The 20,765-nt window shown below is 65.1% G+C and carries 22 protein-coding genes; 10 read left to right on the plus strand and 12 right to left on the minus strand.

Features of this window, described 5'->3' with window-relative positions; all coding sequences use genetic code 11:
* Positions 1-57 precede the first annotated feature (57 nt).
* Positions 58-528 carry a hypothetical protein gene (locus tag FLG15_RS16520; protein ID WP_057677514.1) on the minus strand — a complete coding sequence of 157 codons (471 nt, stop codon included), beginning with the start codon at positions 526-528 and terminating at the stop codon, positions 58-60.
* A 209-nt stretch (positions 529-737) separates the two neighbouring features.
* Positions 738-1,739 carry a type I glyceraldehyde-3-phosphate dehydrogenase gene (gap, locus tag FLG15_RS16525; RefSeq protein WP_057677526.1) on the minus strand — a complete coding sequence of 334 codons (1,002 nt, stop codon included), beginning with the start codon at positions 1,737-1,739 and terminating at the stop codon, positions 738-740.
* Between the two features lie 465 nt (positions 1,740-2,204).
* On the opposite strand from gap, the gene FLG15_RS16530 reads away from it, so the two are divergent.
* The 8 genes from FLG15_RS16530 (at position 2,205) to modC (ending at position 8,424) form a co-directional block, all read left to right on the plus strand.
* Positions 2,205-2,717, plus strand: a complete 513-nt coding sequence (locus FLG15_RS16530) for an SgcJ/EcaC family oxidoreductase (RefSeq protein WP_057687087.1) — start codon at positions 2,205-2,207, stop codon at positions 2,715-2,717.
* 284 nt (positions 2,718-3,001) lie between these two features.
* Entirely contained in the window at positions 3,002-3,625 is a 624-nt protein-coding gene (locus FLG15_RS16535) for an OmpW/AlkL family protein (protein WP_057678796.1), read from the plus strand.
* 117 nt (positions 3,626-3,742) lie between these two features.
* On the plus strand, positions 3,743-4,357 hold the full coding sequence (locus FLG15_RS16540; RefSeq protein WP_039571106.1) for an OmpW/AlkL family protein: 615 nt from the start codon (positions 3,743-3,745) through the stop codon (positions 4,355-4,357).
* A gap of 286 nt (positions 4,358-4,643) precedes the next feature.
* Positions 4,644-5,417, plus strand: a complete 774-nt coding sequence (locus FLG15_RS16545; RefSeq protein ID WP_335338819.1) for a S1/P1 nuclease — start codon at positions 4,644-4,646, stop codon at positions 5,415-5,417.
* A 13-nt stretch (positions 5,418-5,430) separates the two neighbouring features.
* On the plus strand, positions 5,431-6,255 hold the full coding sequence (locus FLG15_RS16550) for an MBL fold metallo-hydrolase (protein WP_057678809.1): 825 nt from the start codon (positions 5,431-5,433) through the stop codon (positions 6,253-6,255).
* 75 nt (positions 6,256-6,330) lie between these two features.
* Positions 6,331-7,107, plus strand: coding sequence for a molybdate ABC transporter substrate-binding protein (gene modA / locus FLG15_RS16555; RefSeq protein WP_057678798.1), 777 nt, complete (start codon positions 6,331-6,333; stop codon positions 7,105-7,107).
* 16 nt (positions 7,108-7,123) lie between these two features.
* The gene (modB, locus tag FLG15_RS16560; RefSeq protein ID WP_017156905.1) at positions 7,124-7,810 is read left to right on the plus strand and encodes a molybdate ABC transporter permease subunit; all 687 of its coding nucleotides are present in this window, start codon (positions 7,124-7,126) and stop codon (positions 7,808-7,810) included.
* A complete protein-coding gene (gene modC, locus FLG15_RS16565) occupies positions 7,810-8,424 on the plus strand; it encodes a molybdenum ABC transporter ATP-binding protein (protein WP_057678799.1) in 615 nt (204 codons plus the stop codon). The genes modB and modC overlap by 1 nt, the downstream gene beginning before the upstream one ends.
* Positions 8,425-8,518: 94 nt before the next feature.
* On the opposite strand, the gene FLG15_RS16570 is transcribed toward modC, so the two are convergent.
* From FLG15_RS16570 to FLG15_RS16615, 10 genes are all read right to left on the minus strand, one after another.
* Positions 8,519-9,103 carry a hypothetical protein gene (locus FLG15_RS16570; RefSeq protein ID WP_057678800.1) on the minus strand — a complete coding sequence of 195 codons (585 nt, stop codon included), beginning with the start codon at positions 9,101-9,103 and terminating at the stop codon, positions 8,519-8,521.
* Complete coding sequence (locus FLG15_RS16575; protein WP_057678801.1) at positions 9,100-10,398, minus strand: TonB family protein; 1,299 nt, start codon at positions 10,396-10,398, stop codon at positions 9,100-9,102. The genes FLG15_RS16570 and FLG15_RS16575 overlap by 4 nt, the downstream gene beginning before the upstream one ends.
* Positions 10,388-10,753: a BlaI/MecI/CopY family transcriptional regulator gene (locus tag FLG15_RS16580; RefSeq protein WP_057678802.1), complete on the minus strand. Its 366-nt coding sequence runs from the start codon at positions 10,751-10,753 to the stop codon at positions 10,388-10,390. The genes FLG15_RS16575 and FLG15_RS16580 overlap by 11 nt, the downstream gene beginning before the upstream one ends.
* Positions 10,754-10,853: 100 nt before the next feature.
* Positions 10,854-12,215, minus strand: coding sequence for an ATP-binding protein (locus tag FLG15_RS16585; protein ID WP_150147721.1), 1,362 nt, complete (start codon positions 12,213-12,215; stop codon positions 10,854-10,856).
* Between the two features lie 17 nt (positions 12,216-12,232).
* Positions 12,233-12,931, minus strand: a complete 699-nt coding sequence (locus FLG15_RS16590; RefSeq protein ID WP_057678803.1) for a response regulator transcription factor — start codon at positions 12,929-12,931, stop codon at positions 12,233-12,235.
* Between the two features lie 22 nt (positions 12,932-12,953).
* Positions 12,954-13,616, minus strand: coding sequence for a tetratricopeptide repeat protein (locus FLG15_RS16595; RefSeq protein ID WP_057678804.1), 663 nt, complete (start codon positions 13,614-13,616; stop codon positions 12,954-12,956).
* A complete protein-coding gene (locus FLG15_RS16600; protein ID WP_057678805.1) occupies positions 13,597-14,436 on the minus strand; it encodes an SDR family oxidoreductase in 840 nt (279 codons plus the stop codon). Before FLG15_RS16600 ends, FLG15_RS16595 begins: the two co-directional genes overlap by 20 nt.
* The gene (locus tag FLG15_RS16605; RefSeq protein ID WP_057678806.1) at positions 14,436-15,110 is read right to left on the minus strand and encodes an iron-containing redox enzyme family protein; all 675 of its coding nucleotides are present in this window, start codon (positions 15,108-15,110) and stop codon (positions 14,436-14,438) included. Before FLG15_RS16605 ends, FLG15_RS16600 begins: the two co-directional genes overlap by 1 nt.
* Positions 15,107-16,606 (minus strand): AMP-binding protein, encoded by a 1,500-nt coding sequence (locus tag FLG15_RS16610; protein WP_057678807.1) that lies wholly within the window; start codon positions 16,604-16,606, stop codon positions 15,107-15,109. Before FLG15_RS16610 ends, FLG15_RS16605 begins: the two co-directional genes overlap by 4 nt.
* Positions 16,603-17,250, minus strand: coding sequence for a thermostable hemolysin (locus FLG15_RS16615; RefSeq protein WP_057678808.1), 648 nt, complete (start codon positions 17,248-17,250; stop codon positions 16,603-16,605). Before FLG15_RS16615 ends, FLG15_RS16610 begins: the two co-directional genes overlap by 4 nt.
* 175 nt (positions 17,251-17,425) lie before the next feature.
* On the opposite strand from FLG15_RS16615, the gene FLG15_RS16620 reads away from it, so the two are divergent.
* Both FLG15_RS16620 and FLG15_RS16625 read left to right on the plus strand, forming a co-directional pair.
* A complete protein-coding gene (locus FLG15_RS16620) occupies positions 17,426-19,384 on the plus strand; it encodes an acetyl-CoA hydrolase/transferase C-terminal domain-containing protein (RefSeq protein ID WP_150146829.1) in 1,959 nt (652 codons plus the stop codon).
* Positions 19,385-19,518: 134 nt separating this feature from the next.
* Positions 19,519-20,694: a phosphatidylinositol-specific phospholipase C1-like protein gene (locus FLG15_RS16625; RefSeq protein ID WP_150146832.1), complete on the plus strand. Its 1,176-nt coding sequence runs from the start codon at positions 19,519-19,521 to the stop codon at positions 20,692-20,694.
* Positions 20,695-20,765 lie beyond the last annotated feature (71 nt).

The following is a 20,765-nucleotide window of genomic DNA, read 5'->3' on the forward strand; positions in this document are numbered from 1 at the left end:
TGCTTGCGTGGATGCCTCACACAAGAAAACGCCCGGAGAACCGGGCGCTTTGAACGGTTATTCGCGGTAGCCGCTGTCGTTCTTGTTATGGATGATCCAGATCAGGTTGCCGCCGGTCCCCATCGACTTGCCAGCGAACACCAGGCGTCCCTGGCCCTTATAGGCCATTTCGTAACGGTAGCGGTCGCCACCGAAGAAAAACGGGATAAATGCCTTGCCGGTCACGTAAGCACCCTGGTCGTCCGGTTGACCAATCAGGTCGGTGACCTGCTTCATCGGCATACCGATTTTCAGCTGGGTGAACTTGCTGCCAGGCGCCGGCTTGCCGGTGATCTCGCCTTCGTAATCATTGACGCCCTTGACGGTCTCGCCGTAGCCCGCCTCGACATCGGACGACTTGATCACCTCGCCATCGGCATTCATCCAGGCCGGCGTACCGGTCTGCTTTTTTGCAGCCCAGCTGGTCGACGGCACGGAAAACGCAACAACCACACTCAGCGCCAAGGCGCCTGCAAAAAACTTATTCATCACTTTTCTCTCGATCCATGGAGTTCCCCGATCCTTCGTACACGACACGGGAACGGCCGCCGTGCGTGCAAATTAGCGCACGTGAGTCCCGCAAAGTCCACTTCCGGGCAGCCGCCGAAGGCGTCGCAGTGCAAGAAACGCAACATCCATCGCCTACGAATGAAAAAGCCCCGGCATGCCGGGGCCTGTTTCATCACTGCACCAGAAACTTACTTTGCCACAACCCGCACCATCTCCAGGCACTTGTTGGAGTAGCCCCACTCGTTGTCGTACCAGGACACCAGCTTGACGAAGGTGGAGTCCAGCGCGATGCCTGCGTCGGCGTCGAACACCGAGGTGCAGGTTTCGCCGCGGAAATCGGTGGCCACGACCTTGTCTTCGGTATACCCCAGCACACCCTTCAGTGCACCTTCGCTCTGTGCCTTCACTTCGGCGCAGATTTCGGCGTAGGTGGCCGGCTGTTCCAGCTCGACCGTGAGGTCGACCACCGAGACGTCGGAGGTCGGCACGCGAAAGCTCATGCCGGTGAGCTTCTTGTTGAGCTCGGGGATCACCACGCCCACGGCCTTGGCCGCGCCGGTGGAGGACGGGATGATGTTCTCCAGGATGCCGCGGCCGCCGCGCCAATCCTTGTTGGACGGGCCGTCCACGGTCTTCTGCGTCGCAGTGGCCGCATGCACGGTGGTCATCAGGCCGCGCTTGATGCCCCACTTGTCGTTGATCACCTTGGCCAACGGCGCCAGGCAGTTGGTGGTGCACGAGGCGTTGGAGATGATCGCTTCGCCCTTGTAGGTCTTGTCGTTGACGCCGTAGACGAACATCGGGGTGTCGTCCTTGGACGGCGCCGACAGGATGACTTTCTTGGCACCTGCATCGATGTGCTTCTGTGCGGTTTCCTTGGTCAGGAACAGGCCGGTGGACTCGATCACCACGTCGGCGCCGACGGCATCCCACTTGAGGTTGGCCGGGTCGCGTTCCTGGGTCAGGCGGATCTTCTTGCCGTTGACGATCAGCGTGTTGCCGTCGACCGAGACATCGGCCTTGAAGCGGCCATGCACCGAGTCGTACTGCAGCATGTAGGCCAGGTAGTCGGGCTCGAGCAGGTCATTGATGGCCACGATCTCGATGTCATTGGCGAAGTTCTGCACCGCAGAGCGCAGCACGTTGCGTCCGATGCGACCGAATCCGTTGATGCCAACCTTGATTGCCATGTTCACTAGCTCCTGCGGCCGCGACAGCGCGGCGGATGGAAAGGGGCTGTCATTCTAGCAGCGTCACTTGTCTGCAGCCGTGTTGGTGTGGGCCGTGATGGGGGAATGGGCATTCGGGATCGGTGAGCGGTTCGCCAGTGAATGAGCTCTGTGCGTCGCTTGGTGAGCCATCGGACCGCAAACGCGCTCGGCCTCTGCGGGAACGCGCGTGAGCGGCCGATCCGCGCGCCATCGCATCGATGACCGACGGTTTCCGGATGAGCTCATGCCAGCCGCATCAAGCGCCGCTGCATCGAGCATGGTGAAAGAGGCCATACCTCCATATATTTCATCCACTTAAAGACGAATCGAATACGCTGAAAAGCATATTCACCGCTATGCCGAACAGCAGAATTTCGGCACTCCGTGGATTTCGATACTGGCGCTGCCTGCTGAGGCAACCCATCAATCACACGGAGATTTCCCATGCGTCGCACCCTGTTCTCTCTGGTTCTGGCTGTGGCTGCCACCCCGGCGCTGGCTGGCGGCGTGATGCATTACACCGACAAGGCCAAGCTGCCGGCCGGCGGCGAAGAGCGCGAAGTCGCTGCGCTGTTCGACACCTGGAACGCGGCGCTGGCCACCGGCAACCCGCACAAGGTGGCCGACCTGTACGCACCGGACGGCGTATTGCTGCCGACGGTCTCCAACGAAGTGCGCGCCTCGCGCGAGCAGATCGAAAACTACTTCGCGATGTTCCTGACCAAGAAGCCGCAGGGCGTGGTCAACTACCGCACCGTGCGCGTGCTCGACGACGACAGCGCCGTGGATGCCGGCGTGTACACCTTCACCTTGACCGACGAGGCCGGCAAGAAGAGCAACGTGCAGGCCCGCTACACCTTCGTCTACGAAAAGCGCGACGGCAAGTGGTTGATCATCAACCACCACAGCTCGGCGATGCCGGAAGTGGATGCACCCAAGGTCGCCAAGGTCAAGTAAGCGGTACATCGCACCGGCGATCGATCGCTGTCGACGCCACTGCGCACGCAACCGTCGGCGCTCCTCCCGCGCCGACAGCCGCGGCCAGCCCATCGCGCGATGCCGCACGTGCGATCCCGCTGCGAGCATCGGCATAGCGCGTATCGCGGTCGTGCGCGCAGGGTGTGACTACAGCCATTGCAGGCCCGCACACCCGAGCGCACGGCCAAATTGATCAGGATCAAGGCAGCGGCGACGCCAAGCGCGAAGACTTCCCACGTCCATTGCACCCCACGAGGCTTCCCATGCATCTTCGCTCTACCTTTCTGTTCACCGCGCTGGCCGCTTCTTGCGTCAGCCTCCCCGTACTGGCGCAATCCAAAGGCGACTGGACCGTTGCCGTCGGTGCCCACCAGGTCGCCCCCAAATCCGACAATGGCCGCCTGGTTGGCGGCACGCTGGAAGCAGACGTAGGCAAGGACATCAAGCCGACCTTCACCGCCGAATACTTCATCGCAGACAATCTCGGCATCGAGGTCCTGGCCGCGCTGCCGTTCGAGCACGACATCGCGCTGCGTGGACTGGGCCGCGTTGGCAGCACCAAGCACCTGCCGCCGGTGGTGTCGCTGCAGTACCACTTCAACAGCCAGGGCAAGGTGTCGCCCTTCCTCGGCGCGGGCATCAACTACACGCGCTTCTTCGACACCGATACCCGCGGCGCGCTGGCCGGCAGCACGCTGGAGCTGGACGATTCCTGGGGCCTGGCACTGCATGCAGGCGTGGACTACAAGCTCAGCGACCGCGGCGCGCTGCGCGTCAACCTGCGCTGGATCGATATCGATACCCAATCGCGCCTGGACGGCAACCGTATCGGCACGGTCAATATCGACCCGCTGGTCTACGGCGTGGCCTACGTGCACCGGTTCTGATCCTGCGGCGTGGGCGGCGCATCTCTGGCACACTTGCCGTCCAGGGACGTGCATCCACCGCCGGAGTTGCGGACAGGTCGGTCACGTCGCCCGTCTGTCCGACCTACCGGGGATTCCATGAACACGCTGACTCGCACCGCCCTCGCCATCGCACTGGCCGCCTCGGCCGCACCCGCCCTTGCACAATCGGCCGGTCACTGGACGACCGGTTACGGTGCGGGCTATGTCTCGCCCAAGTCCAATAGCGGCACCTTCGGCGGCACCCAGGCCGAGATCAAGGGCGCGCCGGCACTGTCGTTCACCTACGAATATTTCCTGCGCAACAACCTGGGTATCGAAGTGCACGCCGCAGTTGCAGGCAAGCACGATCTCGAACTGCAGGGCATCGGCAAGGTGGGCAGCTATTGGTCGGTGCCACCGAGCGTGCTGCTGCAGTACCACATCAATGGCTACGGCACGGTGTCGCCGTTCGTGGGCGTCGGCATCAACTACACCGCGTTCCTGGGCGAAGACACCGAGCCGACGGTGGCTGGCGGCGATCTGCGTTTCGACGATTCGGTCGGCGCCACTGCGCATGTCGGTGTCGACTTCATCTTCAACGACCGCAGCGGCCTGCGCGTGGATGCGCGCTGGACCGATTCGCGCAGCAATGTCGACCTCAACGGTGCGCGGCTGGGCAAGGCACGGATCGATCCGTTGACCTTCGGCGTGTCGTACCTGGTGTATTACTAAGAGCGTCTGGCAATAAGAGCATCTGGCAACACGACTGCGTTCATCGCCAAATGGGCGCGGCCGGCACCGGTGCGGCATGCCCCATGCGAATGCTGCAGTTGCCGCGTTGCGTGCAAACCCGCCCGACGACTGCCTGCACCATCCGGGCGTGCTCCAGGCACGCATTGGCGCCATGCTGAGGCGTGGCTGTCGCAACTGCCGGATGGCCATCAAACCGTCCCGGATCGATGCGTACAATCGCCGGATGAAGACACTTTCCCTCTCTGCATTCGTAGTTGCCGCGGCAATGGCCGCCGCGATCCACCCCAGCACCGCCCTGGCCTGGGGCCCGCAAGGCCACCGTCTGGTGGCGCGTATCGCCGAAACCGAACTGAGCCCGCAGGCACGCACGCAGGTGGCGCAATTGCTGGCCGGCGAGCCGGACCCGACCCTGCACGGCGTGGCCACCTGGGCCGATGAGTTGCGCGAGCACGACCCGGACCTTGGCAAGCGCTCCGGGCCATGGCACTACGTCAACCTGGGCGAACACGACTGCACGTACGTGCCACCGCGCGACTGCCCGGACGGCAACTGCGTGATCGCCGCGCTCGACCAGCAAGCCGCTCTGCTCGCAGATCGCAGCCAGCCGTTGGACGTCCGCCGCCAGGCCTTGAAGTTCGTGGTGCATTTCGTCGGCGACATCCATCAGCCGATGCACGCCGGCTATGCGCACGATAAGGGCGGAAACGACTTCCAGCTGCAGATCGATGGCAAGGGCAGCAACCTGCATGCGCTGTGGGACAGCGGCATGCTCAACGACCGCCACCTGGGCGACGATGCGTACCTGCAACGCTTGCTGGCATTGCCGGCCGCCACTGCGGTGTCTGCGGCCCTGCCGCCGCCGGCTGCGGCATGGGCGCAGGCGTCGTGCAAGATCGCCATCACGCCCGGCGTTTACCCGAGCGCACACGTGCTGCCCGCCACCTACATCGCCACCTATCGCCCGATCGCCGAAACCCAGCTGCGCATCGCAGGTGACCGGCTCGCCGCCATCCTCAACGCGGCACTGGCCAACCCCTGACGTGGAGACGCAGATGCAGCCCCAGGTGCTTGCCTTCTTTCATGCCGACAGCAACACCTTCACCTACCTGGTCGCCGATGCGGCCAACGGTGCGGCGGCCGTGATCGACCCGGCGCTGGACTACGCGGCCGAGAGCTGCGTCGTCGGCAGCCAGGCGGCGCAGGCCATCCTTGCGGCTATCGAGCAACACGGATGGCAGTTGCAGTGGCTGCTGGAAACCCATGCGCATGCCGATCACCTGTCTGCGGCGCAGTGGCTGAAGCAGCATTGGCCGCAGGCGCGCATCGGTATCGGCGAGGGTATTTGCCAGGTGCAACGCACCCTTGCCCCGCAGTACGCGTTGCCGGACGACTTCCGCGCCGATGGCTCGCAATTCGATCATCTGTTTGCCGACGACGAGCGCTTCAAGCTAGGCGGTGTCGAAGCACGCGTCATCGCGGTGCCCGGCCACACCAGCGACAGCATTGCGTATCTGATCGGCGATGCACTGTTTCCTGGCGATTCGTTGTTCATGCCGGATGCGGGTACGGCACGTTGCGACTTCCCCGGCGGCGATGCACGCCAGCTGTTTGCGTCGATCCAGCGCCTGTATGCGCTGCCGGAAAGCACCCGCGTGTTCGTCTGCCACGACTACGGCCCTGGCGGGCGCGCGGTGGCGCATCAGACCAGTATCGGCGCGCAGCGGCGCAGCAACATCCACGTGCGCGACGGCGTGGACGTGGAGACCTTCGTGGCGCAGCGGCAGGCGCGCGATGCCACCTTGCCCGAGCCCAAGCTGATCCGCCCGGCCCTGCAAACCAATCTTCAGGCCGGGCGTTGCGCCGGAGTGGTCCTGTAGCGCGCGCAGGCTCGCCACGCGGTGCGCATCGCGTAGCCGCTATGATCGGGGCCCTGTCCTGGTGAGGAGCATTCGATGCGCATGATCGGTTTCTGGCAGCGCGCGTTGTGCGTGCTGATGCTGGCGTTGCCTATGCTGGCAAGTGCGCAGACCGCCCCGGTGACGGTGTTTGCGGCCGCCAGCCTGAAAGAATCGATGGACGAAGCCGCTGCCGCGTACGAAAAAGCGACCGGCACGCCGGTACGGGTCTCGTATGCAGCCAGTTCTGCGCTGGCACGCCAGATCGAACAGGGCGCACCGGCGGACGTGTTCTTTTCGGCCGACCTGGAATGGATGGACTATCTGCAGCAGCGTGGGCTGGTGCTGCCGGCGCAGCGGCACAACCTGCTCGGCAACACGCTGGTGTTGGTCGCGCCGGCGAGCAGCAGGCTGCGCGTTGACCTGCGTGCGCCCGGCGCCATTGCCAAGGCGCTTGGGCAGGGCGGGCGCCTGGCCGTGGGCCAGACCGCCAGCGTGCCGGCCGGCAAATACGCCGCCGCTGCGCTGCGCACGCTCGGCCAATGGGACAGCGTCAGCAACCGGCTTGCCGAATCGGAGAGCGTGCGCGCGGCATTGATGCTGGTCTCGCGTGGCGAGGCGCCGCTGGGCATCGTGTATGGCTCGGATGCGCGCGCCGATGCCAAGGTGCGCGTGGTCGCCACCTTTCCCGACGACAGCCATGAGGCCATCGTGTATCCGGTGGCTGCATTGAAGAACAGCCGCAATCCCGCCGCCGCAGCGTTCGTCACCTGGCTGGGAAGCAAGCCGGCCAAGGCGATCTTCGCGCGCCGTGGTTTTTCGTTGAAGGATTGAGGCACACCGTTTGTCGATGTTTACCCCAGAAGAGCTGACCGCGATCGGCTTGAGTCTCAAGGTCGCGATCGTGGCAGCGCTCGCCAGCCTGCCGCCGGGCATCGCCTGCGGCTGGCTGCTGGCGCGCCGCCGCTTCCCCGGCAAGGCCCTGCTGGACGCGTTGCTGCATCTGCCCTTGGTGATGCCGCCGGTGGTCACCGGCTATGCGCTGCTGGTGGTGCTGGGCACGCAGGGGCCGGTGGGCAGCTGGTTGCTGGAACACCTCGGTATCCAGTTCGCCTTCCGCTGGACCGGCGCGGCACTGGCGTGCGCGGTCATGGGATTTCCGCTGATGGTGCGCGCGATTCGTCTGTCCATCGAAGCCACCGATCGTCGCCTGGAAGCGGCGGCCGCCACGCTCGGTGCCGGGCCGTGGCGGGTGTTTTTCAGCATCACCTTGCCGCTGGCCTGGCCGGGCCTGGTCGCCGGCATGGTGCTCGCGTTCGCCAAGGCGCTTGGCGAGTTCGGTGCCACCATCACCTTCGTGTCGAATATCCCTGGCGAAACGCAGACCTTGTCGTCGGCCATCTACGGGCTGATGCAGGTCCCGGGGATGGAATCGGGCATCTGGCGGCTGGCGGGCGTGGCGCTGGCGATTTCGCTGGCGGCGCTGTTGCTGTCCGAATGGCTGGTGCGTCGGCCGCATCCGCGCGAGGACACGTGATGCTGGATATCGACCTGCAGCTGCAGCGCGGCACCTTCGAACGCCGCATCCGCATCCATGACGATGCGCGTGTGGTGGCGCTGGTGGGGCCCTCCGGCGCGGGCAAGACCACGGTGCTCAACGCAATTGCCGGCCTGGTGCGCCCGCAGGCCGGGCATATCCACATCGATGGGCGCTGCCTGTACGACGCCGGGCAAGGCATCGACCTGCCGACGCACCAGCGCCGGATCGGTTACGTGTTCCAGGATGCGCGGCTGTTCCCGCATCTGGATGTGCGGCGCAACCTGCGCTACGGCCGGCATGCGCGCGGCACGGCGCCGTTCGGTTTCGAAGATGTGGTGGCCCTGCTCGGCATTGCCCCGCTGTTGCAACGCCGGCCGCGCAACCTCTCTGGCGGCGAAGCGCAACGCGTGGCGATTGGCCGCGCGTTGTTGGCGCAACCGGCGATCCTGCTGTTCGACGAACCCCTGTCGGCCCTGGATCAGGCGCGCCGCGAAGAATTGATTCCTTATCTGCAACGCGTGCGCGACGAGATTCGCCTGCCGATGCTCTACGTCAGCCATAACCCCGATGAAGTCCAGCGCATTGCCGACAGCGTGCATGTGCTGGATTGAAGGCGGTGTGGGCTAAATAGCGCTTGGGTGTGACATGTCGTGAGAGGACGCAGTGTTGCTGGTGACTGGACACACTGCGCCACGGCTGCAGCAGCTATCGCACCACCTTCCCGGTCCGCACGCTCACCTTGCCCTGTCGCATCTCGAAGGTGAACGCGAACGACAATGTCACCGGCACCGGCTCGATCTGCGTCGCATCAGTGCAGTCGTCTTGCGCTGCCGGTTGCGCAACCCCTGAGGGGTAGGTGCACATCGCTGCCGGAACAAACTGCCATCGCAGCGCGGTCGTGCGCACTGCTTGCATGAGGTCGGCGTTGTCCGGCAGCAACCCGGCGGCGCATTCGTCGCGGTCGGACATCGGATCCACGCGTTGCACCGAACCCTCTGCGCTCAGAATGAGATGTGCGCAAACCGTGGTGGGCGCCAGGCTCTGGCGCGGCGAATCGGCGGGCAGCATCGGGGCATCGCTGCGCACCGCGCGTGGCATGCGGAAGCGTTGCGTTGGTGCCCGCGTGTAGGGTTGGACACCCGCAGCGCCGGCGCCGTCCGGCTGTGAGGGCAGCATGCGTTGATCCACCGAATCCTCGCGCTGGCTGCGCTGCTGCTCCGCGAGTTGACGCGTGGCGCAACTACTCAGGGCCAGCATCAGGGCGAGGCTGCCGATCAGGCAGCGGTTCATTGCAACGCACCGCGTAAGGCGCATCCCGCTGGTGCACAGCTGGCAATACGTTCGGACTGGTCGGCAGCGTGTGGGCTTGCGGTGGTTTCGGGACCGGAATGGATATCCGCAACCGCCGATACCGTCTCTGGCGGATCCAGTTCGAACTTCACCGGCACGCGCACCTCGGACGCCACTGCCTTGCCATCCTCCAGCGCAGGTGTGAAGCGCCAGTGGCGTGCTGCGTCGAGCACGGTCTGATCGAACACACCCGTGGGCGTGCTGCGCACGATGGCGATGTGCTCGGGCGCTCCAGTCGCGCTCACTGCGATCTGCAGTTCGACAAATCCCGCCAGGCCTGCAGCGACCGCGTCAGGCGGATACCTGGGCGGCTGCATGGTGCGGAAATCCAGCGCGTTGCCGGGCACGCGCATACCCTGCATTTGTGCAGGTTGGAACGCCCAGCAGAAGCCACTGACCATCACCGCCAATGCCACTACCATGCGCAGGTTCCATCGCGCACGGGGCGCCTCTACGGCAGGCTTCAGCAAGGCAGCCACGCGTTGGGTGAGCGCGTGCGGCGCATTCCAACGGCAGGCCACTGGCGTCCAGCCGGCACCAGCGTGGGTCTTGAGCATCGCGGTAGCGTAACTGCGGCGCTTGCCCGGGTAACGCATCAGCACCTCCGCGTCGCAGGCCAGTTCCTGATCCAGCCGGAACGCGCGCCATGCCAGATGCATCAATGGATTCCACCAGCCGATGCACAGCAACAGTGCGGCCAGCAGGTTGGCATGCAGATCGCCGCGCCGCAGATGCAGGCGCTCGTGCGTCAGGATCAAGGTGCGTTCGGCGGCGCTGTAGCGCGTATCGAAATCCATCGGCAGCACGATGCGTGGGCGCCAGATGCCCAGCGACACTGGTAAGCCCACGTCATGCATCGCAGTCCACACTCCAGCGCCGACCGCATGCAATGCGCCCATGCTGCGCACGAAGCGCCGTTGCCGCCAGCAGAGCGCTACAGCCATCGCAGCTGCACCAGCCAACCACGCAGTCAGCAGCCCCGCCGCCCATACGGATTCGCTAGCTTGCAGGTTGAGCGGCATCGCGACCAACGCCGGCATCGTCGGCAATGCGCTCGTTATCGGCGGCCCCGGCATCACAGCTGCCAATACGGCAAGCGGCACGGCGGCCCAGATCGCATACGCCGCTGTTGCGCCCAGCCATGCACGCAGTGCACGACGTAGCACCAGACATGCCAGCAACGCGGCGCTGCTGTACAGGGTGACGTGCAAGAGCAATTGCAGGTCAAGGTGCATCGTCCAACTCCTTGAGCAGACGCTTCAATTCCGCGATGTCCGACGCGCTGAGTTGCCCGCGCTCGCTGAAGTGCGCGACCAGCGGCGCCACTCGCCCGCCGAACAGTCGCTGCAGCAACCCTTCGCTCTGCTGCTGCACCCAGTGCGCGCGTGTCAGCAGCGGCGCGTAGTGATATTTGCGACCGTGCTTTTCCGCCGCGACGGCACCTTTGGTGAGCAGCCGATTGAGCAAGGTCTTGATGGTCGGCTCGGCCCAGCCGGTGTGCGACAGCGCGGCGATCACCTCTTCTGCCGTGCGCGGTGCGCCATCCCAGAGCACCTGCATCACCACTGCTTCGGCATCGCTGATGGACATACGATTACACCCGTAATTTTTACCGATTACGCGCGTAATTGAATCCGATGTCAAGCACCGTTCGTCGGTGCGTTACCGCACCTGCCCTACGGATCGTTGGTCAACTGGCCGCGTCGCCGGCAAATTGCACGCTGACGCGCAAACCGCCCAGCGCGGGCGCCTGGTCCAACTGCACGCGTGCTGCATGTGCCACGGCGATGTCGTGCACGATCGACAAGCCTAGCCCGCTGCCCTCCACACCGGTGCCCAGTTCCCGATGGAAGCGATGAAACACCCGCGCGCGCGCCGCTTCGGGGATGCCGGGACCGGAATCTTCCACCACCAGCGTTGGCGACGGCGCGCTGTGCGTGCTGACCAGAATGCGTCCACCGGGCGGTGTGTAGCGCACGGCATTCTCCAGCAGGTTGCGCAGCAGCAACGACAACGCGGTTTCGTCGGCGATGACCTGCACCGGTTGCAGTGCCAGTTCCAGGGTCTGCTGTCGCTGCGCTGCAATCGCCAGCACGTCTTCGGATTCACTGCGCACCAGGGTGTCGAGGTTCACGCTGCGGCGGGGCAAGGCAGCCACCGCTTCGACCCGGCTCAAGGCCAGCAATTGCGCCACCATGCGTTCGATGCGCAGCACGTTGGCATCCAGCTGCTGTTGCGATTCGTCGCGTTCCCGCGCATTGGCGGCCAGGCGCAGATTGGCCGCATGCACCTTCAATGCCGCAATCGGCGTGCGCAGCTCGTGTGCGGCATCGGCGATGAAGCGACGTTCGCGTTCCAGTCCCTCCTGCACGCGGTCCATCAAACCGTTGACCGCACGCACCAGGCCGTGTACTTCGCGCGGCATGTGCTGCGGCTGCAGCGGTTGCAGACGCTTTGGGTCACGCTCGCCGATCTCGTCGGAGACGCGCACCAGCGAACGTGTGGCCCAGTTCACCACCGCCCAGATCAACAGCCCCATCAATGGCAACGCCATCAGCAACGGCAACAAGGTTCCCAGCGCGATATCTTCGGCAAGCTCTTGACGAATATCGGCGCGTTCGGCCGATTGGAACCAGCGCCCGCCCGGCGAGCGCAAGGTAAATGTGCGCCATTGGCCATCGGCAAGTTGCACGTCTGCATAGCCGGCACGCAGCGGTGCCAGTGGTTGCGCCGGTGCGCTGTCCGATCGCAAGAGCAGCGCGCCGGCCGCATTGCGCACCTGGAATGCCAGTTTGGTTTCGTAGGCATGGCCGTCGTTGAACGCCAATGCTTCGCCCACGCCTTGCGCCTGCCCATGCCATCCGCGGATCACGATCGGCTCGCCCGCTCGCAGATTGTCCAGGGGTTGATCCACCAACGAGAGCAGCACGCGCGCGGACTGCACGAGCCGTGCATCGAACATCTCACCGGCTTCCTGCAGGCCTGCGCGATAGCTAAAACCGGCTGCGGCCAGCATCAGCAACGACAACACGCCCAGCAAGGCCAGCAACAACACACGCCGAATCGAATTCATTGCGGTGCCTGCGGCGGGGCCGCGGCCGCCTCGGCGGCCTGCTCGTCCAGCGCGTAGCCAATACCGCGAACGGTGCGGATCACGGCTGCCGACAGCTTGCGACGCAGCTGGTGCACATGCACGTCCACCGCATTGCTGGCGACGTCTTCGTCCCAGCCATAGAGATGCTGCTGGATGCGTTCGCGACCGATGGGCCGGCCACGCTGCTCCATCAACAGCCACAACAGTGCGAACTCGCGACGGGTCAGGTCCAGATCGCGGCCGTGCCAGCGCACCGACATGCCGGCCGGATCCAGCCGCAATGCGCCGGCCTGCACTGCCGGCTGCGCGCGCCCGGCCGAGCGGCGCAGCAAGGCACGCGTGCGCGCCAGCAGTTCATTGGTGTCGAAGGGCTTGCCCAGATAATCGTCTGCACCGACATCCAGGCCCAACGCGCGGTCGGCTGCACGCTCGCGTGCGCTGAGCACCAGGATCGGCGTGTCCACCGCACGTGCGCGTGCGGTGCGAATGACCTCGATGCCATCCATGCGCGGCAAGCCCAAATCCAGGATGACCAGATCCATGGTCTCTTCCTGCAAGGCCATCAACGCACTGACGCCGTCATGCACCCAGTCCACTGCATAGGCGGCACGCCGCAGCGCGGTGCGAATGCCCTCGCCCAGTGAAAGATCGTCTTCAACCAGCAGAATGCGCATGCAGTGCAGTCTGGAAGCCCGCTCAGTGCTTGGCAAGCTGCGCCCGCACATCTGCCAGCTTGGCGGCCAGTTCTTTGCGGCGGCCGGCGTCGGCAACTTGCCGGCCAGGGCGCGGCGCTGCGGCCGCGGCCTTCTCGAAGGCCTTCTCCGCGCCAGCCCAGTCCTTTTGGTCGCGCAGGAAGTCGCCGACGAAGTAGTTGCTGTCCAGTCCGTCAGGGTCGATCGCCAAGCCCTGATAGAGCAAGGTGCGTGCCTTGGCATCGTCACCGAAGCCGATCGGCCAACCAGGCACCTGGTAATACAACGCGCCCAGACTGGTGTAGGCCGCGCCGTCGAGCGCACGCGGTGCGCGCTTGATGGCCTGTTCGAAATCCGTGCGCGCGAGCTTGACCTGCGCCAGGGCACCCAGGCCGCCTTTTTCTCCCGCAAGACTGGAGCGCACGATGCCGTCCCAGATCAATGCATCTGCATCCTCTGGCAGGGCATGGCGCACCTGATCGGCTTGCTGTGCCAGCGCCTCCAACGCGGCAACCCGCTGCGGTTTTGGCAGTTGATAGGTGATCACTGCCCAGCGGTCCTGCAGCTGCGCCACCTGTGGCGACAGGCCTGCCGCCCAGCCGGCACCGGCGATCACGCACAAGCCCAGCGCAGTGACGATGCGCGACTTACGGCAACTGCGGTTCATGCGAAAACTCCTGGTTGGCGGCAGTGCCGCTGGGCCGCGCATGGCGACGGATGAGGTGAAGCTGTTTGTACAAGGCGCGATCCACCAGTTCGGGCAGCAGCCCGTTGAGCCGGGCGAACAGCTTTTCCGGCCATCCCAACTGACGCCGTGCATCGCCGCGCACGATCGATTGCAAGAGCGCTGCGGCCACGTCCTCGGCACGATCCACCGCCGTCCCCAACTCTGCATTGAGCGCATCCACCGCCGCCGGATTGAACGTCGTGGCCGTGGCACGCGGCGATAGATACTGAAAACGCACGCTGGTCCCGGCATGCTCGCGCGCCAGTGCCTCGAACAGACCGCGCAGACCGAACTTGCTGGCGCTGTAGCCGGCAAAACCGGCAAATCCAATGCTGCCGAAGGTGGAGCCCACCGCCACCATCGCTGCCTCCGGCTGACGCGCGAAGGCCGGCAGCAACGCCTGCACCAGCAGCATCGGCACGGTGAGATTCAGATGCACGACGGCCGCCAAGTCCGCCGGGTCTTGATCCTGCAGCAATCCGAAATGGCTTTGCGCATGCGCAAGCACCAGCACCGACGGTGCCGGGCGCATCTCATGCGTGCGTGCCAGCAACACGGCACGGCCCGAGTCGCTGGCCAGGTCCGCGACCACCGGCACGACGCGCCCAGGCGCATGCGCGGCAGCCAGCCGCTGCAAGGTCTGCTCTGTTCGCCCCACCGCGACGACGGTTGACCCCGCCTCCACCAGGCCGGCGCAAAGTACGCTGCCGATGCCGCCAGTGGCGCCGGTCACGATGACGCACTTGCCATGGAGATCCATTACGCCGCCTCCGCCAGGCGCACGCCGTCACTGCGCAGCGTGCGAAACAGATCGCCGTACAGCACGTAGAAACGCTTGGCTGCATGCACCACCGCCTGCTGGTCGAGTGGGTCCTCGAGCCGGTTCATGAGTTTCTCGAAGAAGCCGGCATGTTCGATATCCAGATCGCCATGCGACAACAAATAGCTGAAGGCATTGCGTGGCAATTCCAGCGACTGCGCAATGCTATTGGCCGCACGCGTGGCCAACGCCACGCTGGTGCCTTCCAACACCAGCACCATGCCGAAGAAGCCGACCGGGTTGCCGCGCTGGATGGTGTCGTAGGCGTAGCTGACCAACAACTCGGTGGCCAGCGACGGGCCGGCCAGCACAGTGGCTTCGCGCGCCTGCCCGCACGCCACAAGATCATCCAGGATCCACTCCTGGTGCCCCATCTCTTCCTCGATGTACTCGCCGATGGCTTCGCGCAGCCATTCCAGCCGCGCCGGCAGGCGTGCACCGCAGGCCATCAGCAACGGCACCGTATGCCGCACGTGATGATAGGCCTGGCCGAGAAACGCAACGTAGTCGGCGCGCGCGATGTTGCCGGCCAGGGCCGCCTGGATGATCGGCACCTGGGTCATGCGCTCGCGTTCGGCCTGGGTCTGCGCCAGCAGGGATGCATAAAACGTCATGGAGAAATTCCTTGAGAGACGACGGTGGCCGGCGACAGATAGCTGCGATCGACGGCAGATTGATAGCGCGCGAGGATCGCGTCGCGGCGGGGGCGCCCGTTGGCCGTGAGCAGGCCTTCGCGTGCGCTGAAAGGTGCATCGGCGCGGACGAAGCGCGCCACCCGTGCGTAGTCGGGCAAGCCGGCATTGACCTCGGCCAGTGCTTTGACGAGCGCTGCGTCGTCGCTGTCGGGCCGGCGCGGCCATAGCACTGCGACGTTGTCGGCCTGCGCCTCGCCCCACACCACTGCCTGTGCAAGCAACGGGTGCTGCAGCAGTTCGCTTTCCACCCATTCGGGCGAGACGTTGCGGCCGAAAGCGGTGATGAAGACATGCTTGCGACGCCCAGTGATGTGCACGAAACCGTCCTGGTCCACGTGCCCCAGATCGCCGGTGCGCACCGGCCCTGGCGGTGGCGCGTCCTCACCCAGATAACCAAGTGCCTGCACGCCATCGACCTGAATTTCGCCATCGACAATCTGCACCTGCGCATGCGCCAAGGGCTGACCGACGCTGCCGGCACGCACCGCACCCGGCCGGTTGAGGCAGACCACCGAGCCGCATTCGGTCAAGCCATAGCCCTCGAACACCGGCAGCCCCAATGCGGCGGCACGCGCAAGCAAACTGGGGCCGATGTGCCCGCCACCGACGGCGATATAGCGCAGCGATGCCGGCAGTGCCACGCCTTGTTCGGCAGCACTGACCAGGGCCAGCAACAACTGCGGCACCAGGATGACGCTCTCGGGTTGATACTGGTGCAGGCAGCGCAGCAGCGTCGGCACATCCAGGCCGCTGGCACCGGTGTACCCGATCTGCGCCAGCGACGGCAGCGCCACCTGCGCACCGGACAACAAGGTCGCATATAGCCCGGCCACATTTTCCAGCAAGGTGGACAACGGCATCAGGCACAGATGCCGACGCGGGGCGATGGCAGCGGAGGCATCCACCAGCGACGCTGCCACCGTGAGCAAACTGTCAGCGGACAGGCACACGCCCTTGGGGCGGCCGGTGGTGCCGGAGGTATAGGTGATGCAGGCCGTTGCATCCGGCAACGTCGGTCGCTCGACGGCCGCAGCCACCCGCCACAAGCGCAGCCCATCGTGCTGCAGCGCCGGGAGCGGGCCGCCGGTACCGGGTGGCGCAGCAGCGGCCGCGTCGGTGACCACGCATTGCGCGCCACTGGTGGTCAGCGCGTGCACTACCTGGGCGTCGGAGAAGAACGTCGGCAATGGCACATGCACGGCATCGACCAGACGAAGCGCCAGATCCAGGATCAACCAGTCCGGGCCGTTGTCGAGCCGGCTCGCCACCCGCGTCAACCCCGCGGCCTGCAGGCCAGCGGCCAACCGCGCGACCGCATCGGCAAGCGTCTGCGCGTCCAGCGCGCCGGTAGCGCTCAACACCCGCGGTGCCTGCGCAGGTGGCTCACTGAGCAACTGGGCGAAACGTGCATTCATGCGCTCACTCTCATCAGGTAAGGCGTGGGTTCGACGCCCAGGCGTGCGGACTGCGGGTGCAGCGCCTGTCGCTCCAGCAAGAAGGCATGGCCGGCGGCCACGTCGCCGCATACCACCTGCGGGTGCGTGGCGTAGTAACTGCCCCAGTCGGTGCCATCGTCGCGAAGGCGCGACTGCAGGGCCGGCGCCAGCACCAGCGGCCGAAGCTGCAGCCGGTCGAAGGTATTGCGTAGGCCACGGGTCGCGGCGAACAACACCCAGCGCACGCCGGCGTTGTGCAGCGCATGGGTCATCTGCGGAATCAGTGCGCGTGCGCTGCCGGAGCTGATCGCCGCGAAGTTGCCCACCTCGGCCAAGCCAGAGCGTGATACCGGCGCAGCCATGCGGGCCGCCAGGGCCGACTCGGCAGGTTCGTCCAGGTACTGCTCCACGAATAACGCGCCAGCACTGCCGATCCGCATGCCCACGGCGGCCATCAGCGCGCCATCAGCATCGCGATAAACCAGCAATTGCGGCAGGAAACTGTGTAGCTGCGCGCCGTAACGCCGCAGGTAGACCGCTGCGATAAAGCGTTCCACCTCCTGGCGCTGCGGGTGCCCCGCCTTGACCAGGCTGGCACTGGCAAAGCCGTGGCGGGAATACAACCTGGAAGTTGTGGAAGTGATCATGCAGCGCATGCTGGGCCAGCTCGATTAAGTGACCATGAGCCATGTGTTATCGAGTTGTAATTTCTGCAATAGCAATTCGTTGCGCGGTGTCGGGCCTGGCCTGAAGGCTGTCGGTGCCTGCCCGACAACACTTTCGGCTACGCTTTCGCGCATGAGCACCTATGTCAGTGATTTGAGCACGGCGGTTTCGCACATCCTGCAGCGCATCGACGGCCCGCTGCGCGTGGGCGCGCCGCTGGGCATCGGCAAGCCGCACCGTCTGTTGAACGCGCTCTACGCAGAACTCAAGGACACGCCGGCGCGACCACTGGCAATCTACACGGCGCTCTCGCTCAATCCCCCCAGCCCGGGTGCCGGAATCCAGGCGCGCTTTGCCGCACCGTTCATTGCGCGTCACTTCGGTGAGAATTTCCCTCGCCTTGCCTATGTCGACGCCATGCTGCGCGATGCATTGCCCGCGCATGTGCAGGTGGAAGAGTTCTACATGCAGTCCGGCGGGCTATTGCATTCCACCCAGGCCCAGGCCGACTACACCAGCCTCAACTACACGCATGCCGCCGCAGCGGTGGCGCAGCGCGCGCCCAACCTGATCGTGCAAAAAGTGGCGCGCGAACCGGGCAGCACGCGGCTGTCGTTGTCGTGCAACAACGACATCACCCAGGACACGCTGGATGCGGTAGAGGCACTCGGCCTGCCGCGCCCGATGCTGGTGGCAGAAGTCGATCCGCAACTGCCATGGATGGGAGGCACCGCAGCGGTAGATGCGGCGTTCTTCGATCTGATCATCGATGTGCCAGGCCCGTTCCCCCAGCTGTTCGGCTTGCCGCGGCAAGCGGTGAGCAGCGTCGACTACGCCATCGGCTTGTATGCCAGCGCCCTGGTGCGCGACGGCGGCACCTTGCAGATTGGCATTGGCACGCTGGCCGATGCACTGAGCCATGCATTGGTGCTGCGGCATACCGACAACACGACCTACCGCCGCGTGCTGCATGCGCTGGATCCTGCACTGGAACAGCACCCGGCCGTGCAGGCCAGCGGTGGCCTGGAGCCGTTCGCCGTCGGCTTGTACGGCTGCAGCGAGATGCTCAACGAAGGCTTCAAGCAACTGGTGGACAGCGGCGTGATCCGTCGCAAGGTGCACGACGATCTGCCACTGATGCAACGCATTGCCGATGGAAGCGCCGACTTCGCCGACCACGCACGTCTTGCTGCCGAAGGCGAGTTCCTGCATGGCGCGTTCTATCTCGGTTCGCCTGCGTTCTATCAATGGTTGCGCGATCTGGATGCGCCGACACGTGCGGCGATCGGCATGCGCCGCATCAGCGAGATCAACCAGCTCTACGGCGGCAACGAGACATTAAGCCGGCTCAAACGCAAGGACGCACGCTTCTTCAACTCCTGCATGATGGCGACCGCGCTGGGTGCGGCAGTCTCCGACGGGTTGGAAGATGGCCGCATCGTGTCCGGGGTTGGTGGGCAGTACAACTTCGTGGCGATGGCGCATGCGCTGCCCCACGCACGCAGTGCCTTGATGCTGCGCGCCACGCGCGAGGCTGGTGCACACACCGCCAGCAACGTGCGCTGGAACTACGGCCACACCACCATTCCACGTCATCTACGCGATCTCTACATCACCGAATACGGCATCGCCGATCTGCGCCACAAGACCGACCAGGACTGCGTGCTGGAAATGGCCGCCATCTGCGATGCCCGCTTCCAGGATGAATTGCTCGTCCAGGCGGAACGGTCGCGCAAGCTGCGTACCGCGCCGGAATTGCCGCCACGCGCGCAGCGCAACACACCACGTGCACTGGAACAGGCACTGGCGCCATTTCGACGCGACAGCAGCTTGCCCGACTACCCCCTCGGCAGCGACTTCACGGAGATCGAACAGCGCCTGCTGCCCGCATTGGGCTGGCTCAAAGGCGCAACCGCCAGCACTGGCGGAAAGATCGCCACGGTGGCCCGCGCACTGCTCGCGCGCGACGCGTCGGATACTAACCAGATCGCCTGCCTGCAACGCATGGCACTGGATGCGCCAGACAGCCTTGGCGATCGCCTGCAGGCCCGGCTGCTGACCTATGCCTTGCGACAGACCGCCGCTTCATAAAAAACAGTGCCGCGCTTTGCCACCGGCACGAACACATCGCGGCAAGCACTGACGCATCACGGACACACAGCGGAAAGATATGCGTCAAACTGGGCCGTGATGATGGCGACCTCGTCGCTTTCCGGCTGTGCTGCATGCATCTTTTTCGCGCGTTTACTGCTGTCACGTCAGGCATCAATCGCAAAACGAAGTTGTTGCGTGCAAAGCGAAGAAAGACGCCGCGCCCCGCCATTTGCGCCGCGTTGTTGCTGAGCAGTCTTGTCGCGCAAGCCGCGCCGCGCCTGAGCGACCTGCAGTACATCGGCAGCCACAACAGCTACCACGCCGGCTTTGCGCCCAGCGAAGCGGCGTTGTTGAAGCAACTGGACCCAGCCCTGTTTGCCGCACTGGATTACCGCCATCCCGCCTTGACGCAGCAACTTGACGATGGCGTGCGCCAACTCGAACTGGACGTCTTCGCCGATGCACAGGGTGGGCGCTACGCACACCCGGCCATCGTCGCGCAGATCGCCAAGGCCGGGCTGCCGACCGCACCGGCGAGCGCGCCCACTGGAGTGATGGACAGGCCCGGCTTCAAGGTCATGCATGTGCAGGATCTGGATCAACGCAGCAACTGCCAGCCCTTGATTGCCTGCCTGCAGGAAATCCGCAGCTGGTCGAAGCAGCACCCGGGCCACGTGCCCATCTTCATCTTGCTCGAAACCAAGCAGGCGCCGATCCAGTTGGCGTTTCCCACCGTGCAACCCGAACCCTTCGATGCAAAGGCGATGGATGCGCTGGATGCCGAAGTGCGCTCGGTCTTCAAACCCGGCGAATACATCAGTCCCGACCAGGTACGCGGCCGCGCGCCGACGCTAAACGCGGGCGTGCTCGCGCATGGCTGGCCGTCGTTGGCCCAGGCTCGCGGCAAGGTGGTGTTCCTGCTCGACCAACGCGCTGCCGGCGCCAGTTACCTGCCCGGCCACCCGTCGCTGCGCGGCCGGGTGTGTTTCACCAATGCGGTGCCGGGCGAAGACGATGCGGCCTTCGTCGAGCGCAACGACGGCCCTGCCGATGACATCACCAAGCTGGTCAAGGCCGGCTACCTGGTGCGTACGCGCACCGATGCGGATTTGAAGGAAGCGCAGCACAACGACACTGCCCGGCGCGACGCTATGTTGGCCAGCGGCGCACAGTTGCTCAGTACCGACTTCCCGATCAATGAGCCGGCCGATAACGGCTACGTGGTGCGCTTCGAGGGCGACGCGGTGGCGCGTTGCAATCCGCAGCGACCCGATGTGGGCTGCGACAGCATCGACCTGCACCACTGAGGGCAGCGCACGCGGTCCGACACATCAGCCCTGTAGCAATGGAAGCGTCGGCGATCCATGACCGTGCCCGC

This window comes from Xanthomonas phaseoli pv. dieffenbachiae (genome assembly GCF_008639345.1).
Classification (GTDB): domain Bacteria; phylum Pseudomonadota; class Gammaproteobacteria; order Xanthomonadales; family Xanthomonadaceae; genus Xanthomonas; species Xanthomonas phaseoli.